At 61.4% G+C, this 18,360-nt stretch carries 12 protein-coding genes; 4 read left to right on the plus strand and 8 right to left on the minus strand.

Features of this window, described 5'->3' with window-relative positions; genetic code table 11:
- The coding region (locus WA157_RS09985; RefSeq protein ID WP_422620803.1) for a 2-oxoacid:acceptor oxidoreductase family protein at window positions 1–4,577 on the plus strand (4,577 nt) is incomplete at its 5' end.
- The gene (locus WA157_RS09990; RefSeq protein ID WP_422620804.1) at window positions 4,574–7,417 is read left to right on the plus strand and encodes a sulfide/dihydroorotate dehydrogenase-like FAD/NAD-binding protein; all 2,844 of its coding nucleotides are present in this window, start codon (window positions 4,574–4,576) and stop codon (window positions 7,415–7,417) included. The genes WA157_RS09985 and WA157_RS09990, both read left to right, overlap by 4 nt.
- A gap of 126 nt (window positions 7,418–7,543) precedes the next feature.
- Here the strand turns inward: WA157_RS09990 and WA157_RS09995 are convergent, their stop codons facing one another.
- From WA157_RS09995 to WA157_RS10030, 8 genes are all read right to left on the minus strand, one after another.
- The gene (locus WA157_RS09995; protein WP_422620805.1) at window positions 7,544–7,903 is read right to left on the minus strand and encodes a toxin-antitoxin system TumE family protein; all 360 of its coding nucleotides are present in this window, start codon (window positions 7,901–7,903) and stop codon (window positions 7,544–7,546) included.
- A complete protein-coding gene (locus WA157_RS10000; protein WP_011465476.1) occupies window positions 7,903–8,175 on the minus strand; it encodes a hypothetical protein in 273 nt (90 codons plus the stop codon). Before WA157_RS10000 ends, WA157_RS09995 begins: the two co-directional genes overlap by 1 nt.
- 10 nt (window positions 8,176–8,185) lie before the next feature.
- Entirely contained in the window at window positions 8,186–8,731 is a 546-nt protein-coding gene (locus tag WA157_RS10005; protein WP_422620806.1) for a nitrous oxide reductase accessory protein NosL, read from the minus strand.
- Window positions 8,728–9,555, minus strand: coding sequence for an ABC transporter permease (locus WA157_RS10010; protein ID WP_422620807.1), 828 nt, complete (start codon window positions 9,553–9,555; stop codon window positions 8,728–8,730). Before WA157_RS10010 ends, WA157_RS10005 begins: the two co-directional genes overlap by 4 nt.
- A 7-nt stretch (window positions 9,556–9,562) precedes the next feature.
- Window positions 9,563–10,474, minus strand: a complete 912-nt coding sequence (locus WA157_RS10015; protein ID WP_422620808.1) for an ATP-binding cassette domain-containing protein — start codon at window positions 10,472–10,474, stop codon at window positions 9,563–9,565.
- Window positions 10,455–11,753, minus strand: a complete 1,299-nt coding sequence (locus WA157_RS10020; protein WP_422620809.1) for a nitrous oxide reductase family maturation protein NosD — start codon at window positions 11,751–11,753, stop codon at window positions 10,455–10,457. Before WA157_RS10020 ends, WA157_RS10015 begins: the two co-directional genes overlap by 20 nt.
- Before the next feature lie 71 nt (window positions 11,754–11,824).
- Window positions 11,825–13,777 (minus strand): TAT-dependent nitrous-oxide reductase, encoded by a 1,953-nt coding sequence (nosZ, locus tag WA157_RS10025; protein ID WP_422620810.1) that lies wholly within the window; start codon window positions 13,775–13,777, stop codon window positions 11,825–11,827.
- Window positions 13,778–13,830: 53 nt separating this feature from the next.
- Window positions 13,831–16,524: a 4Fe-4S binding protein gene (locus WA157_RS10030; protein ID WP_422620811.1), complete on the minus strand. Its 2,694-nt coding sequence runs from the start codon at window positions 16,522–16,524 to the stop codon at window positions 13,831–13,833.
- Between the two features lie 223 nt (window positions 16,525–16,747).
- Between WA157_RS10030 and WA157_RS10035 the strand changes: the two genes are divergently transcribed.
- Entirely contained in the window at window positions 16,748–17,134 is a 387-nt protein-coding gene (locus WA157_RS10035; RefSeq protein WP_422620812.1) for a c-type cytochrome, read from the plus strand.
- Window positions 17,135–17,153: 19 nt separating this feature from the next.
- On the plus strand, window positions 17,154–18,188 hold the full coding sequence (locus WA157_RS10040; RefSeq protein ID WP_422620813.1) for an FAD:protein FMN transferase: 1,035 nt from the start codon (window positions 17,154–17,156) through the stop codon (window positions 18,186–18,188).
- Window positions 18,189–18,360 lie beyond the last annotated feature (172 nt).

An 18,360-nucleotide genomic window follows, 5' to 3' on the forward strand; every position in this document is an offset into this window, starting at 1 on the left:
TTTATGCCCTGATGTCCTCGGGCTACACCATTTTGTTTGGTGCCAACCCGCAGGAAGCGGCCGACCTGGCGGCGATTTCTTACCGCGTCGCGTCGCTGTCGCTGATCCCGGTCGCCAACGCCATGGACGGTTTTGCCACCAGCCACATGCTGTGTGAAGCGCTGATGCCCGAGTCCGCATTGCTGGCCGAGTATCTGGGCGACCCGGCCGGGCGGATCAAGGCGCCGACGCTGGCGCAGGAGATGCTCTACGGTGCCAAAGGCCGGGTGGCCCAGTTGCAGCAGTATCTGGCGCGCCACCAGGCTGATCTGACGGAAGGCAGTCTGTCAAAGCTGAGCAGTTTTCTTGATGCCAACGCCGCCAAAGTGGAGCAAGACAATGCCGGCAAGTTGGCCGCCCAGACGCTGATCTGGCTACCCGAAGAATTACACGCTCAGTGGCAGCGCCAGTGGGTCAATGCCTTTGAGAAAGGCACGCGCCAATTGGTGCCCGCGCTGGTGGATGTGAATAACCCGGGACTGACAGGCGCGGTGCAAAACCAGGCTGACTTTCAAGCCGGTGCCGTCGATCACCGCACCCATTTCGCCAACGCGGTGCCTGCCTTCGTGCGTCAGGCGATGGACGAATACAGCGCGTTGACCGGGCGCCAGTACGCGCCGGTGCAAACCTTTATGTGTGACGACGCCGACACCGTGATGGTGGGTCTGGGCTCGGTCACGGACGACGTCGAAGCGGTGGTCAGCCACCTGCGCGGCTTGGGGCAGAAGGTGGGCCTGATCGCCGTCAAGCTGCTGCAGCCCTTCCCGGAAGGCCAGTTGGTCGCAGCGCTCCAGGGCAAAAAAGCGGTCACCGTGCTGGAGCGCTCCGATCAGACGGCGCTCACCAGCCTGGTGACGCAGGCGCTGTTCAAGGCGCGTGAAAATGCCGCGCAACTGCGCCACCCCGGCATCCCGCCCTTGCGCGCCAGCCCGCTGCTGACCACGGCGATCTTTGGTCTGGGCGGCCATGACTTGCAACCGCGCCATTTGATTGCAGCCTTTAAGAATATGCAGGATGGCAAGGTCGCGCCCTTGATTTATCTGGGCTCCCAGTTCTTCTCGCAGACGGCAACACCGCGTGTGGCTGAACTGCAGGCGCGCCTGAAGCTGGCTTACCCTGAAACCGAGCTGATGGCGCTTGAAACCGAGGCCAATCCGAAGCTGCTGCCCGATGCCGGCTTTCGGGTGCGCTTTCACTCGGTGGGTGGCTACGGCACGATTGCATCGGGCAAACTGCTGACCGACATCCTGGCCGGCGTGCTGGAGATGCACTCCAAGTCGGCGCCCAAATATGGCTCCGAGAAGAGCGGGGCACCGACCAACTACTACATCACCCTGAGCCCGGAGCCGGTCAAGATCACCAACGCCGAACTGGAGGACGTGGAGGTCGTCATCGCCCCGGATCACAAGGTCTTCAGTCACACCAATCCGTTGCTCGGGCTGGTCGCGGGCGGCACTTTTATCCTGCAGTCCAATGCGAGCGCCGAAGAGGTCTGGCAAGAGCTGCCGGTCCAGGCGCGCAAAACCATCCGTGAGAGACAAATAAATTTCTTCATTGTGGATGCCTTTGCGGTGGCCAAAAAGCATGCGCCAACGCCGGAGCTGGCGACCCGCATGATGGGCATCGCCTTCATCGGCGCTGTGGCCGGGCACGTCAGTCAGGTCTCAAACGGTGCTGCGCCGGAGGTGATCCTGGAGAAAGTCCGCCAGCAAATCGCCAAGAAATTTGGGGGCAAGGGTGGCGCGGTGATGGAAGGCAACATGGCGGTCATCCGCGAGGGCATTGAGGCGACGCAAAAAGTGGATTACGCGCTGGATGTCTTTGCCCGTATCGACGCCAGGCCCGCGCCAATTGCGATTCACGATGTGTCGCTGTCGGCGTCCATGTGCCAGAGCGCAGGCAGTTCAGGCTGCGCGGGCATGTTTGACCGTGGCTACTACGACGACATGGTGCTCGACCCGTTCCGCGCAGGTGCCATTGGTGAAGCCCCGGTGCTGCCCGGCACGGGTCTGTTCATGCCGGCGGGCACCGCAGGCGCCAAGGACAAAGGGCTGTTTCGCCGCAGCGTGCCCGAGTTCAAGGCCGACTTGTGCACCGGTTGCATGGAGTGCGCGCTGGTCTGCCCGGACGGTGCCATCCCCAACAGCGTGCATGACATTCACGAATTGCTGCTCACGGGCATCGGCCAACTCGACATTCCGCCCGTCCAGCGCGAGCTCATGCGCGGCCATGTCTATGCGCTGGCGACCAGCGTGCGGGAGGCTTATCGCCAGAGCAGAGAAGCGCGGCCGTTCCATGAGCTGGTGGCCGAGGCCGCGACCCATCTGGAGACCGAGAACGTGACCGTGCTGCGCAACTTCAGCATGCTGATCGACGTCTTGGCGCTCTATCCGGTCGCGCGCACGCGGCCCTTCTTTGATGCCATGGAAAAGGCCAAACCGGGCAGCGGCGCGCTCTACGGTGTCACGGTCGACCCGTGGAAATGCACCGGTTGTCTGGAATGTGTGGAGGTGTGCGGCCCGGGTGCCTTGGTCACCCGCGAACAGGATGCGGCCTTGCTGCAAACCCTGCAACAGCGCTTTGATTTCATGAGCAAGACGCCCAACACGCCAGCGCGCTTTGTGGTTGATGCGATCCAGCCCGGCGGCGAGATCAAGCGCCTGCTGCTCGACCGCGCCAACTACTACAGCACCACCGGCGGCCACGGCGCCTGCCGTGGCTGTGGCGAGGTGACTGCCACCCGTCTGGTCATGGCCACCAGCCACGCCTTGGCCGACAGGCGTCAGCGCGAGCATATCCATGAGTTGGAGAATCTGATTGGCCGCATGCGAGACAAGCAAGTGACGCTCGTCGACCATAACGCCGAGCGCCATCACCGCCTGGGCGCACTCATCAACACGCTGGAAAAGAGGCTCTACCTGTACGAGAGCGGCCCCACCGGCAACGGCCCTGCCGGCACGGTGGTGGCCAATTCGACCGGCTGCAGCAGTGTCTACGCCTCCACTTTTCCGTTCAACGCTTTCAAGGACCCGTGGGTCAACAGCCTGTTCCAGGACGCACAGCCGCTGGCCAAAGGCATCTTTGAAGGCATTGCGGCGCAGACCGTCGGCGATGTGCGTGCACTGCGCCTGGCGCGGCTGGAACTGGCGGATGCTTATGACGCCCAAGTCCACGACCCCGCCTTGCGCATGTTGTCGTGGGAGCAGTTCAGCGTGGCCGAGCTGGGTCTGATGCCGACCGTGATCACCATCGGCGGCGACGGCGCCACCTACGACATTGGTTTTGGCGCGCTGTCGCGCATTTTGATGAGTGGCACACCGCTTAAAGTCCTGGTGCTCAATACCGGCTCCTATTCCAACACCGGCGGTCAAGCCTCCACGTCGAGCTTTCTGGGGCAGGACTCTGACCTGGCGCGTTTTGGCAGCACGGCGACGGGCAAGCACGAGTCGCGCAAGGAACTCGGCCTGATCGCAGCCTTCCATTCCAATGTGTTTGTGTGCGCCACCAGCACCGCGCTCCAAGGCCACTTTCTGAAAAACACGATGGAGTGCCTGTCCTACACCGACGGGCCCGCCGTGCTCGACGTCTATACCCCGTGCCAGGGTGAGCAGGGCATTGGCGATGGCGCATCGTCAGAGCGCTCGCGCCTGGCGGTCGAGAGCCGCATGAGCCCGGTGTTTGTGCATGACCCGCGTCGGGGCAGCACGCTGCATGACTGGTTCTCGCTCGAAGGCAACCCCGATCCGCTGCAGACCTGGGCCACCACAACGCTGGAATACCAGGACGACGAAGGCCAGCTCAAGCTGATGAGCATGGCGCTGACACCGGCGTACTTTGCCTTGGGTGAAGTGCGCTTCAAGAAGCAGTTTCACAAGCTCGGCGCCGACGACACGCATGCGCTGCCGGTCGAAGCTTATGTTGAGCTGCCCCGGTCTGAGCGTGCGGGCAAGACCGCGTTCATCTGGTCCACCGATGCCAAGCAACGCCTGATCAAAATAGCGGTGGCCGAGGCCATCGTCGCGCTGGTTGAGGAACGGCGCAAATACTGGCATCTGCTGCAGTTCCTGGACGGCCAGCATGTGGCCAAAATGGACGAAAGCCATCGCCTTGGCATGGCCACCCTGCAAGCGCAGTACCTTGATTCGGTGACGCAGCGTGACAGCTCGCTCGACTCTTTTGCGCGTGCCATGTCCGAGCTGGCCGCCGCCAGCAAAGCGCCGGTCGGTGGCGCCCGGGTGATACCGATCATGGCGCAATCGGCAGGCGCTGGCAGCGCCGGGGCCAGCCCCGCCGTTGTCGCTGCGGCCGACGCGCTGGTGCGCTACGACATTGCCGATCAGGTCAAATGCACCGACTGCAAGACCTGCTACCAGGACCTGCCCGAGCTGTTCGAGAAGACCCGCATCGTTGTCAACGGCGAGTCGCGTGATGTAGGCCAGTTGATTGCCGGCGCCATGGAGCGCATCAAAGTCACGCCTGAGTTGCAGAGCCGCATCAAGCGGGTGGCGGCCAATTGCGACGCGGAGATCATTCTGTGAGCACCGAGGGCCTGAACCCCGCCAGCGGCGACGAGCTGGGCCGCTACCTCAGCGCGAGCCGCACGTTGGATGCCACGCGCTCGCAAATCGACGCCCTGGAGCAGACTGAAGCGGTGGAGACCTTCCATCGCCAGTTGGCGCTGTTGCGCCGGCGCCTGCTGAGCGAGCCGCAGGCGTTTCGCGACATCTTTATTGCTGACGGCACCGAAGCCATGGTCTGGGAGTTTCAGCAAGACGAGCTGGGGCCCGATTTCATCCGCACCCTGTGGGCCTTGATGCTGCGTGACGACGACACCAGCAAAGTGCTGATGCGTTTTGTCTGGAACGTGCCGCTCAAACTTAAACGCAAGTTTGTGCGCGCCATCGACACCCATTTGTCGGAGCGCTACCCGATGTTCAAGGGCCTGTCGCAAAACTGGCCGGCGGAGAATTACATTCCACCCTTTATGCGTGACGCTGTGGAGCGGTCCCAGGACTTCGGCCTGGTCAACCAGGGTTATCTGGGTTACATGAGCCAGGGCTACAGCGCGCGCGAGGTGGAGATGTTTGTGTGGCTCGAAGCCCTGCGCGACAAGCAGTGTGAAGACAAGCCGTGCGAGCTGGGTCTGCATGTGGCAGGCCAAGCCGAGCCCAAGGGTGGCTGTCCGGTCAAGATCCATATCCCGGAAATGCTCGAATTGCTCGGCACCGGGCGCTTTCGCGAAGCGATGGAACTGATTGAAAACTGCAACCCCTTGCCCAATGTGACCGGGCGCGTCTGCCCGCAGGAGTTGCAGTGCCAGGGCGTCTGCACACACCAGAAGCGGCCGATCGAGATTGGCCAGATCGAGTGGTATCTGCCGCAGCGCGAAAAGCTGGTCAATGCCGATGGCATTGCGGCGCGCTTTGCCAACATTCCCGACCCTTGGGCCAAGGCCGACAAGCCGCCCGTGGCGGTGGTGGGCTCAGGCCCGGCTGGTCTCATCAACGCCTACCTGCTGGCCTCCGAGGGCTTCCCGGTGACGGTGTTCGAGGCCTTTCATGCTCTGGGTGGCGTGTTGCGCTACGGCATTCCCGAGTTTCGGCTGCCCAACGATCTGATCGACGATGTGGTGGGCAAAATCAAACTGCTCGGCGGCAAGTTTGTCGCCAACTTTGTGGTCGGCAAAACAGCGACGCTCGAAGACCTGAGACAAGCCGGCTTCTGGAAGATATTTGTCGGCACCGGCGCGGGCTTGCCGCGCTTCATGAATGTGCCGGGCGAGCACTTGCTCAATGTCATGTCGGCCAACGAGTTCCTGACGCGCGTGAACCTGATGCAGGGCTTGCACGCGGACTACGAGACTCCTCTGCCCGAGACGCGCGGCAAACGCATCATGGTCATTGGGGGCGGCAACACGGCCATGGATGCCGCGCGCACCGCCCGCCGCCTGGGCGGGCTGGTCACCATCGTTTACCGCCGCACGCAGGCCGAGATGCCGGTGCGGGTCGAGGAGTTGCACCACGCGTTTGAGGAAGGCATTGAGCTCAAGGAATTACGGGCGCCGCGCGAATTCATCGGCGACGACAAGACCCATTTTGTGACCCACAGCCTGCTCGATGTGATCGCGCTGGGCGCGCCCGATGCCTCCGGCCGGCGCAGTCCGGTGAGCACCGGCGAGACCGAATCGATGACGGTGGACCTGGTCATCATGGCGCTGGGCAACACACCCAACCCGATTATCAAAGACTCCGAGCCCAGCCTCAAGACGACAAAGTGGGGCACCATCGATGTGGCGCCGGGTTCGCAGCAGACCTCGCTGCCCGGCGTTTATTCCGGTGGCGATGCTGCGCGTGGCGGCTCCACGGCGATCCGCGCCGCCGGTGACGGCCAGGCTGCGGCGCGCGAGATTGTGGGCGACATCAACCTGACGGCGCACGAGATCATTGCCATGGTCAGGAACGCTGCGCACTACACCGAGATGGGTGCTGCGCCGCAGACGATTCTGCAGAAGATTCATTTGGCCGATGGCATTGTCGAGTTCATCGTGCATTCGCCGCTGGTCGCCAAGGCGGCCCAGGCCGGCCAATTCGTGCGCGTGTTGCCGTGGGAAAAAGGCGAACTCATTCCGCTCACGCTGGCCGACTGGGATGCCAAAGCCGGCACCATTTGCCTGGTGGTGCAAGCCATGGGCGCGAGCAGCATCGCCATCAACCGCATGTTGGTGGGCGATGCCTTTACCGGTATCGCCGGCCCGCTGGGCCTGCCCAGTGAGCTGCACCGCTTTGAGGGCCAGCAGACGGTGGTGTTTACCGCCGGTGGCCTGGGCTTGCCGCCCGTTTACCCCATCATGCGCGCGCACCTGCGCCTGGGCAACCACGTCACGCTGATTGCGGGCTTTCGCAATGCCGACTTGCTGTTCTGGGTCAAGGCGGGCGAACGCGTGAGCCAACTGCAAGCCGAGTTCCCCGATTTGCTTGACGTCATCTACACCAGCAACGACGGCAGCTTTGGCGCGAAGGGTTTTGTCACCACGCCGCTTGAAGCCATGCTCAAAGACGGCATGAGCAGCCAGGGCCGCAAAATCGCCGAAGTCGTGACGATTGGCCCGCCGCTGATGATGCGTGCCGTGAGCGACCTGACCAAACCCTATGGCGTCAAGACGGTTGCCAGCCTGAACTCGATCATGGTCGACGCCACCGGCATGTGTGGCGCCTGCATGGTGCCGGTGACGATTGACGGCAAGATGGTACGCAAGCACGCCTGTGTGGACGGCCCCGAGCTCGACAGCCACATCATCGACTGGGACAAGTTTTTGCCGCGCTTCAACCAGTTCAAGCCGCAGGAGCAGGCGAGCCGGGATGGGCGCGCCAACTTATAAGTCTTTTGGGGCTGTAGCCCCCGTGCATCAAGCGTCAATAGCTATGTTATTGATAGCAAATGTCGGCGCCGTTGCCTGGCCTGCCAGGTTGGTGACCCTTGAATTGATCCGGCGCCGCGGCAGAACTTACTTGCCTTGTGACTGCAGCAAGGGATCGCCAATGAGCGCCGTGATCACCGCGTTGACGTTGTCCCAAGGATCGCGGCCGGGGTGGGTGAGCGGATCGGGCAGCAGCTGACCTTCGCCGGTATGCAAGTGGTTGGGGTAGGTGGAGAGTTGCGGATGCAGGGGTGCTGTGTCGATGCGCAATTCTGTGTCACCCCAACGCCAGGCGATGGCATATTCCTCGGCGCTGGCGATCCGCAGTTCGATGACGACGCCGTTGTCCAGGCGCACCAGCAGCGCATCCTGGCAAAGCTCGGCGGGTTCCGTTATGGCTTGGGCGAATTGAACGTCGATGGCTTCCTTGAGGGCGTTGTGCAGCATCATTGGCCTCCCAGTTCCACCATGACCGCCTGCAACTGCTTACGCACCGCTTGCTGCGTCTTGGAGAGAATACGGGCGCCGAGGTAGTGATCGTAGCCAGGGTGCTCGGCGACGGCGCCGCTGCTGACAAGCGCCAGCAAAGCCTCCTCGCTGTCGGCATCATGTTGTTGCAGCAAGCGCTTGCGGCCCTCGCGCAATTCGAATGCGATGCGGCTCAGCTGCTCGAGCTCCTGTGCCGCTTCAAACGGTAGTTTTTCAAAAAAGTTGCTCACGAAATTCCTCTTACATTTTTTGATCTTTGAGAACCCCGCCGTCGAGGACGACCATGTCGGGGGTGATCTGCTCGAACCGATAAACCTTGCCGCCTTCCTTGGCGGCGAATTTGCCGGCGTCGGCCTCGCTGGCAAATGATGCCAGCGTTGGCCCCATGGAGCCCAGGCGTTTGGAGCCGGCCACGTAGAAGGCGGTCTTGGCATCAATCCAGTGGCCCACCGGATTGTTCCAGTCGGCTTGCGCCATGTCCTGCACGAAGACGGCGCGCACGCGTTGTTGCTGCTCGGGCTTCAGGTAGATCGAGAACATCTCGACCGTGTCACAAAAAAAGTCAGGCTCGCCATGAGCGTATTGCATCTGCGCCTTCGGCCCGGGATAGTCCATCAGCGTCATGCCGTCCAGGCTGCAACTGGTGCCCTGGCTGATCTCGATCGGTTGGAGAGAAGCCGGTTCGTTCTTGCTGCAGCCGCCCAGGACAGCAGCGCCGGTCAATGCCAGGGCGAAGGTGAATGCGATAGTGGTCGCACGCAGCTTGGGGGTGTGAGATGTTTTCATTGGCGAAATTTCCAGTTGGCGACGGCCAGGGGCAGGGTGATCCAGGCGAGCATGACCGCCCCGAGCAGCCCCGGGTTGGCGAGCCGCTCGGGGAAGACCGTGGTCAAACCGTAAAGGGTTCGAACCTCTTCAAGCCCGAAGATATTGAGGATGCGAAAGACGTCAGCCGGGTTGAGGAGCAGCAGATAGGGGAAGGCATCGGTGGCGACCGCACCGCCGCTGACGACCAGCGCGCCCAGCAGGATCAGGTCGTAGACCAGGACGAAGAAAAACCACAGGGCAATGGCGCCGCCGCTGGCCCGGGTGCGGTCCGCCGCGAAGACCGAAACCATGACCGCCAGGCTGAGGAAGGCCATGCCCAGCAGCACTGAACTCAGCATGAAGCCGGCATAGTGATACCAGGCAGAAGGCGGCAGCTTGAAGCCGAGCAGCAGACCGACCAGACCGAAGCCCATCACGGTGGAACAGGCCAGGGCCGCGGACAGACCGAGGAACTTGCCCAGCAGCAGTTCGAGGCGCGTGATCGGCATCGACAGCAGCAGGTCCAGAGAGCCGCGCTCGCGCTCGCCAACGATGGCGTCAAAGCCAAGAATCAAGGCGATCAGCGGGATCAGGTAGATGACCAGGCTGACCAGGCTGGCAATGGTGACTTCGATGCTGCTGAAGCCGACGGCCCCTTGCTGCGCCGAGCCAAAATAGGCGATGACAAGAGCGAAGGCGGTAAAGACGGTGGTCACCGCGAGCACCCAGCGGTTACGGATGCGCTCGCGGAATTCTTTGGCGGCGATGATGCCGATCTGTTTGGGTTCGATTGCGAAAGTCATGATGTTCTCATCCCGAATAGCCTAGAAACACGTCCTCAAGAGACGGCTCGCGGATGTGCAAATCGCTTATCCGGCCATTGAGCGCTGCCAGGGCCTGGAGAACCCGCATTTTGGCTTCGCGCTGGCAATGGACCGTGACCCGCTCGCCGTCTTCGCTGAGCTCGGCACCCTCCAGCGTGTCGACGATCCGCCGCAATTCGATTTCCGCGCCCGGCGCGAGCCGCAGTTCGAACCGCAGGGGCAGCGCCATCTTTTCCCGTAATGACTGGACGGTGCCGATGGCTTGAATCTTGCCGGTCTTCATGATGGCGAGACGGTCGACCCGTTCCTGGATTTCCGACAGAATGTGGGAGGTCAGGATGATGGTCGCCCCCTCGCTCCTCATCTCCTTCAGGATGCGATAGAACTCGCGAATGCCCTCGGGATCGAGGCCCGTGGTCGGCTCATCGAGGAACAGCAGTTTGGGCTTGCCGAGCAGCGCCTGCGCGAAGCCCAGGCGCTGGCGCATGCCCTTCGAGTAGCCCTTGACGCGCCGCTTGGCCGCAGCGGTAAGACCGACCCGCTCCAGCAGCGGGGCACATTCGCCCAGGTCAACCCCTTTCAGGCGGGCGAAGAAGGCGAGGGTCTCCAGGCCGCTGAGATTGTCGTAGAAGACGACGTTCTCGGGCAGGTAGCCGAGGTGGCGGCGCACGCGGCGGAATTCCTCGCCGCGAACCGGCGCGCCGTCGATCCGGATCTCGCCCGAGGTGGCCGGGATCAAGCCCAGCATCATCTTGAACAAGGTGCTCTTGCCGGCACCGTTGTGCCCGATCAGGCCAAACACTTCGCCGGCCTCGACCGCAAGGTCCACGCCGTCCACCGCCTGGATCAAGCCGTAATGCTTGGTGATCTGGTGGACTTCAATTACTTTGTTTGCCAATCCATTGACTCCAGTTGCTGTGGGTGGGTTGCATGTGCGGCTTGCCGTCCACGATGCTGGGTGAGCGCAGCAGGGGAAACTGTTGCGCGATCAGCCGCAGGGTTTGAATGGCCGGGCTGTTAAGCAGGAGTTTGACCACCGGCAGGCGCCAAACCAGACGGTCCACCACGTCGTTGGCTTCGTAGGGCACGTCGCCGATGCCGTTGCCATCGCGGTCCCAGCCGACGTAATTGCTCCAGTAGTTGCCGGTCTTGACACCCCAGGGGACGTCCTTCGCTGCGACGTAACGCACCTGCTCCCGGTTGCGCAGAAAATCGTTGCCTTCGACCTCGTTGTGAATCGAGCCGGCCCACACATGCGCGCCGACATCGTTGTCAATGATCAGATTATTGCGGAGCGCATTGTATTCAGCGTCATAGATAAAAAAACCGCGCCGGTTGCCCGCTACCACGTTGCCTTCTATGACCGAATCCTGGATCGTGCGCAGCATGATGCCGACGTCTGAATTGCCCCAGGTCCGATTGTTGCGCACGATCAGGTTGCGCGTCATCATGAGCGCCAGACCGTTTCGGTTGTGATAAGACTCGTTGTCCTCCCAGGTGTTGAAGTGGGAGTTCATGTAGTGGGTTCCGTAGCGTACGTCGTGAATCTTGTTGCCACGAAAAATCGCGTGATAGGAAACATCGACATAGATACCATCGCGAGCAAAACTGATCTCGTTGCCGATGATCTGGGCACCGGTGGTGTTGTAAAGCTGAATACCATTGCCTCGCTGGGCCGACGCGTAATCACGCTTGCCGGTGATCCGGTTGCCGATGACCTGGACGTCCTTGGCCCCTTCGATCCAAAGTCCAAACAGACTGTAGGCGATGTCGCAATGCTTGATGGCTGCACGGTCCGAACCGGGCTGGATGTAGATGCCCGCATTTTGGTCGCCCAGGCGGTCACCGCTGTCCGTGACGATCAGACCCTCGACGCTGACGTCGGGCGAGACGATGCGAATCGTGTCGCCCGCGAGGCCGCCGCTGATGGTCGGCCGGTTAATGCCGACAAGCTTCAGGGGCTTGTCGATGCGCAGGTTGTCCTGGTAGCGACCGCGCTCAATCGCCACCGTATCACCGGGTTTGGCGCGCGCCACTGCCGCCGAGATGGAATCGCCAGGATGAACCCGGATCTCTGCGGCCGCTGCGACGCCCGCGACCAGCAGCGAAGCGAACAGCAGCGCCGTGGCGCGCACGGCCAGGGCCAGCCTTGCAGACCAGTGCTTCAGTGCAGACACTTCAGTCCCACGTGGCCATCCAGCGTGTGCGGCACCCCAGGACTCTGCGCCAAGCGCTGTGCCGCCGTCACTCAGGCTTCCACCAGCATGCGCGAACGCATCTCAAGGTGCAGTGCATGGCAGAAGTTGGTGCAGTAGCACCAATAGACACCGGGCTTGTCGGCCTTGAAGGTGACTGATTTGGTCTCCTGCGGGTTGACAATAAAGTTGATGTTGTAGTTCGGGATGGCAAAGCCATGGGTCAGATCCTCTACCTTGTCCAGGTTGGTGAGGATGATGGTGACCTCATCGCCTTTTTTGACCGTCCACTCGCGCAGTCCGAAGGTTGGCGCCTGCGATGTCAGGTAGATCGTCACCTTCTTGCCTTTGCGCTCGACACGACATTCCTTGGCATCCTTGACCGCGTTGGGGAACTCGTTGATGTCATAGACCTGCCGGGTCCTGATCAGCTCGCGTGGAATGATGATGGAGTCATGCGGCTCGGAGTACACCGAGTGGTCGGCCACGAGCTTCATCTTGTCGCCGCTGATGTCAATCAGTTGCGCGGTTTCCGGGTGCAGCGGTCCAACCGGCAGGAAGCGGTCCTTGGAGAACTTGTTGTCCGACAGGAAGAATTTGCCGTCGGCATTCTTGGTCTCGCCCATGGACGTGAAACCGTGGCCTGGCTGGTATTGGACGTCGATGCGGTCCACCACCGGCTTTGCCGCTTTATCACCCTTGAAGGATTTGATGGCGGCCTCGAGGTTCCATTTCACGATCTGGCTGTCGAGGAAGAGCGTCGTATAGGCGTTGCCCTTGTTGTCGAAACCGGTGTGCAGTGGGCCCAGGCCAATTTCAGGTTCGGCAACCACGGTGTCGCGGGGCTCCTTGAGTTCACCGTCGAACCATTTCAGTACCAAAGCATGCTCAATCAGGGTGGCCGTCGGCGAGAGCTTGCCGGAGCAGGCGTAGTACTTGCCGTCCGGGCTGGCGTTGACGCCGTGCGGGTTCTTCGGTGTCGGCACGTAGCAGGTCAGTGCGGTCTTCGGGTCTGCGTTGGCGGATTTGGTGCCGTCCACCACCGGGACCTTGGATTTGCCGATGAAAAATGTCTTCCCGGCCTTGACGGCTGCCTCGATGCGGGCAATGTTGAAGAAGATGCAGGAGTCGCGCTCGATCGACATCATGTCCTCATAGTGGGCGCCGTTCTCCATGTTGTATTGATTGGAGCATGCCAGTTTGCCGTCGTAGGAGGTCGCCACCAAATCCATGTTGCCGTCTACCTTGACCTGCCAGCGCGGCTCCAGCGTTTCCGCATCGATACACGTGAACAGGCAGAAATACTTGCTCGGGTCGTTGAGGTCGCGGCCGTCGTTCGGCTGGGGAATGTGGAATTCGTTGCCGCAAAAAACGCGGGTTGTGTAGTTGATCTTTTCGTCAACCGGATCGCGCTTGTCCGGGAAAATCCCATGGAAACCCTGGACGTTGGGCAATTCGGTGATCTTGTCGCACTCCATGGTATCGAGCCGCACGCGCGCGATGCGACCATGGATTTTGTCATTGACGAAAAGGTGTTTGCCGTTGTAGGTTCCGTCGGTGTAGGACGGATGCACATGATGGGTGTCACCCGTGAAGTATTTCAGGCTGCCGTCCGCGTTGGTGCCCATGATCTTCTTCGATTCGTTGGTGATACCCCAGCCGACGAGACAGTCAATGTTGAACACCGGAATGCGCTTGAACAAGCGGCCGGAGGGCAAGCCATAGATACGAACCTCGCCCGAGTGACCGCCGGAAGAAAACGAGTAATAAGTATCGAGTTGGCCGGGATGCACCTCGTAGGCTGAGTAATCGACAGCACCACTCTTGGCCGGCTCTGAGGTCGCCACAGCGGGACTGCCGGTGGCAGCCGGACCGGCCGTCTTGTTGCAGCCGACCAGGCCGGCCGACAAGCCAGCCCCGGCAAGGCCGGCAATTGCGGTTTTGTTGAGGAAATTGCGACGACCCAGATCCCTGGGGATCGCGATTTTATTGTTGGGAGTGTTCATGGAGAATTTTCCTTTCTTGGGTTGTAAGACAGTTCAAATTTTTTGATATGAGTTCATACCAGTAGCAGCCCCACTGCTTTGAGGCCCAGAAACAACGCGGCACCAATGAGCAAGTTTTTGAAACCCACGTAACTCAGCATGTCCATGACACTGGCATAACGGTAGTGGCCCTGCCACCAGGGGCCGTCCTTCACATAGCGGCGCCCCGACAGTCGAATCAGAACCTCGTAAACGCTCCAGCCGATCCACCAGCCAATGATGGCGCTGGCCGACAGGCGCCCCGTTGCTGCCAGCACCCAGGCCACGGTGGCGGCCAGCGCCAGCGAGAAGCCGGCGATCTGTAGCGCTCGTTGCGACGTCCATCCCTCGGCGCTCCAGGGCCACAGGTGGTCTACCAATTCAAGCCAGAGTGCCCGCCCAAACCGGGCCTGTGTTTTGTGCGGCCGCGGCACCGGGTCGGTCGGCATGCGCGGGTCGGGGCCTTGGCTGACCTTGGCATCCATCGGAGTGGCGTGGATCGGAATGAAATAGCCGTCGCGCCCAATGGGCGTGATCTCCAGTCCGTCCCGTTCGCGTCGCTTGCGTTCCTTGGCCAGTGGTGGGCAACCCTTCACATCGGTGTACAGCACCAGGCAATCCAGGCAGTGCAGACATTCGCGGTGGTCAATGCGGCCATCGGCGTCGATCGCCAGCGAGCCGCAACCGACGGCGCAGGCTTTGCAGCTGTTGCAGTCCTGCTTGCGCGGCAGGCCGAACCAGCGGAAGGTGCTGGGCATGGCCAGCGCGGCGCCGAGCGGGCAGATGTATTTGCAGTAGGGCCGCTCGATGAAGATCGACAGGCCCAGAATCGCAGCAACAAAGAGGCCATAAGGCCAGGCACGGTTGTTGATGCCCACCAGGAAAGTGGTCTTGAAGGGCTCTACCTCGGACAGCATTTCGGCCAGACCCAGGGAAAACAAAGACACCGTCAGCAGGCCGAAGAACACTGCGTACTTCACCCACTTGAGCCGGTCATGCCAGACGCGTGGCAAGTGACCCTGAAAGCGCTTCAAGCCGATCAGGCCACCGAGCTTGTACAGGGCCTCGGACAGGGAGCCAAACGGACACATCCAGCCGCAGAACAGGCCACGCCCGTACAGAAACACGGTGAGGATGATAAAAATCCAGAACAGGAAAATGAAGGGGTCCGAGAGAAAAAGAGACCAGGTCCAATGAAACAGCAGGGTGTGCAGCCAGGTCAGCACCTGGGTGATGGAAGGCTGCGCCATGACACCAAAGCCGACAAAACCGATGCTCAGGGCCCAGGCGCTGTATTTAAAGGCATTCACCGGCCACTTGTTTTTGTGGGTTGAAAGGCGGGTGAGCTTTTCACGAAAGGCATAGACCACGGTGACCATGATCAGCAAGGCGGCGAACAGGGCAATCCCCACGGCGCGCGATTTCCACACCTGCACCCAGGGCGCTGCGGTTTCTTCCATCACCGGTCGGCCGCCTTGCAACAGGTCGGCGGCCAGCCAGTATTTGGCATCGAAGGTGGCAAAGCTGCGCTTGCCGGTGGCGCGGTCCACGCGGTTGCCCATGAACGACAGCTTCCAGGGATAGGCCGCGGAGAAGGTCTTGGCGCGGATGATGAAGATGGCCGACTCAGTAACGGCCGGTGCCCCGGCTGCGGCAAGGCCATAGAGGTTGAGGTAGTCGGTGTCGCGAAAGGTGAAGGAATCCGCCCCCTGTTTGACTTGCACGCGGTCGTAGATGCCACCGCGCACAAAGCCCGAGCCCTTGAATGATTCGGTGCCCGCCGTGCGGATGATGAAGATGGCGTGCTCGCCTTCCTTGAGCTGCAAGTGCAGGTTGTTCCAGACGTTCTCCCCAAGCAGGCTGGCGCCTATGTCAGGATGGTTGAGGTCGCCAAACCACAGCTCAATAAAGGGCTCGCTGCCGCGCTCCATGCCCAGGTCTTGGGGCAACACCCGCAGACGCTGCACGCTGCCCTGCTTGACCAGTTGCGCCCAACTCAGGTGCTGGCCGCTCGCTGCGAAGCGGGCCGGCTCGCGCACCGTCGGCGCGAGGATGCCGACCTGGCGCGCAACCGCAGTGCCCGCCGTCATCATGACCTGGTTTTGCGTGATCACGGTGACGGTGGCGCCCGAGATCGCATCGACACCCAGCACGCCTTCATCAGGCCGGGACTGGCCGACCTCAATCTTGTCGGCGACCGACTTGCCGACGTATTGCTGGTTGAAGTTCAGCAGCGCCGATTCGGGGATGCCCAGCAGCAGGATGGGCTCGGAATGCTTGAGCACCTTCACGCCCACGAAGCGGCCCTTCAGGTCCATGCCGATCAGCGTGACGACCGGCTTGCCCGAGTAGGCCGGCATGTCGGTGATGTCGGTGGACAGCACCACATAGCCCAGCAGTTCCTTCTTGCCGTTGGTCGGTCCACCAGGGGACTGCAACTCATCTTTCTTCGTGCTCTTCGTGTCCTTGTTGTCGTCCTTGTGCTCGCCATAGGCCTCAACATAAGGCGGCTGGCCCATGCGTTCAGAAAAGCTGCTGGCACCAGGAAACACGTCTGAACAAGGCACGAGTGCGCATAAATTTTTGGCGCTGCTCAGTTCAGGCGGCAGCTCCGCGTTGTAGGAGCCGGTGGCCGCGCGCGCACCGCCTGCGCCCATGGCAAACACCATCAACAACGCGGTCAGGTAGAAATTCACCCTAGCCGCCAGACGTTGGTTTTGCGAGTACATAACTGAACCCTGCGTGACGAGCGCGCTCTGTCTGCAACGTCGCACGCAAGCCGGTCTGGGTGGGGATGCAAGGTCGCGTCAGTTGGGTCAATAGGCATCAACATGGTGAAAAAGAATTAATGCACGTATAATACATCTTTAACGTGTGCCGACTTATTTTTGGGCATAAAAAATCCAGACATGCCGTCACAGGTCCACTCAACTGATTTTCAGGAAATCAACAATGAACAAACCCACACTGCTGCTGGCGACGCTGAGCTTGGCCCTTTTGGCCGCCTGCGGACAAAAAGAGACCCCCGCACCTGCCGCAGCGCCGGCACCTGTGGCTGCGCCTGCAGCCGCACCCGTGGCCGAAAACACCGTGGGCAAGTCGGTCTTTGGCAAGGTCTGTGCCATGTGCCACGCCGTGGGCGCGGCTGGTGCGCCCAAGCCGGGCGACAAAGCCGACTGGGGCCCGCGTATCGCCCAAGGTAATGACGTTCTTTATAAGCACGCGCTTGAGGGCTTCACCGGCGCCAAGGGCCAGATGCCCGCGCGCGGTGCCAATGCGACGCTGACCGATGACGAAGTCAAGGCCGCCGTCAATTACATGGCGGATCAGTCGCGCTGACCCGTTTGAAGGCGTGATCATGACTTCTCCTACGTCTGATCGCATTCAACACGGGCGGCGTCGGTTTGCACTGGCCTTGCCACTGTTGGCGTGTGGCCTGGTGGTGCCGACGGTGCAGGCCAAGGCTGATGTTCATCAGTCCTCGCAAATTCTGATGGGCACGCGGGTCGACCTGACGCTGCAGGGCAATGACAGTGCAGCCCTGGGCGCTGCCGCAACTGCGGCGTTCACCGAGATGAACCGGTTGGCCGACATGATGAGCCGCTACCGTGCGACGAGCGCACTGAACGCCATCAACCTGATGGCGGGTCTGCAACCGGTGCCGGTACAGCCGGAGTTGCTGCGCGTGCTGTTGATGGCGCGTCAGGCGGGACAGGCCAGTGGCGGGGCTTTTGATGCCACGGTCGGGTCTTTGCGGGACTGGGATTTCAGTCCCGAGCATCCGTCCATCCCGTCAAAGCAGCAGATCGCAGCGCAATTGCGGCTTGTCGATCAAAAGGCAGGCCTGGTAATCAATGAGCCTGCGGGCACGGTCTATCTGACCCAAAGAGGCATGCAGCTGGATTTGGGCGGCATTGCCAAACTGCCCATTCTTCAGGCTGGCCTGCGGCAACTTCAAAGCCGTGGCGTCCCCAACGCGATGATCAACGGCGGTGGTGACGTGCTGGTGACGGGCCGGTTGAATGGCCGCCCCTGGCGCGTGGGCCTGCGCGACCCGCGTCAACCCAGCCAATTATTGGGTGTGGTGTCCTTGACCCAGGGGTTTGTCGCGGCCTCTGGCGATTACGAACGTTTTATGATGCACGACGGCAAGCGCTTGCATCACATCCTTGATCCCAAAACCGGCTACCCCAGTACCGGTCCCCATGGAGTTACCTTGATCAGCGAGCAACTCGAACTCGTCAACGGTCTGGGCGCGGCCCTGATGGTGGCGGGTGCCGATGCCGGGCGAACCCGGGTCGGCCGCACACCCGGAATCGATGCCTTGATCGTCGATGCCGACAGCAGCCTCTGGCTGTCGCCCGGCATGGCGCAGCGGCTCAAGCGCAGCTGACACCGCCTTGCGCGTAGCGATGCGGGCGGCGTGCCGCCTCGACGACGTTTCCTGCCAGCGTTGTTTTCACCACGTATCATTGCCAGCATTCACAAATTTCTTGAGAGTGAGCTGTCATGGATTTAGTCACTAACAAGCTATGTCTTTGCATTTTGTGAGAAGAATTCAATGC

The organism is Rhodoferax ferrireducens, from assembly GCF_049302455.1.
Taxonomy (GTDB): Bacteria; Pseudomonadota; Gammaproteobacteria; order Burkholderiales; family Burkholderiaceae_C; genus Rhodoferax; species Rhodoferax ferrireducens_B.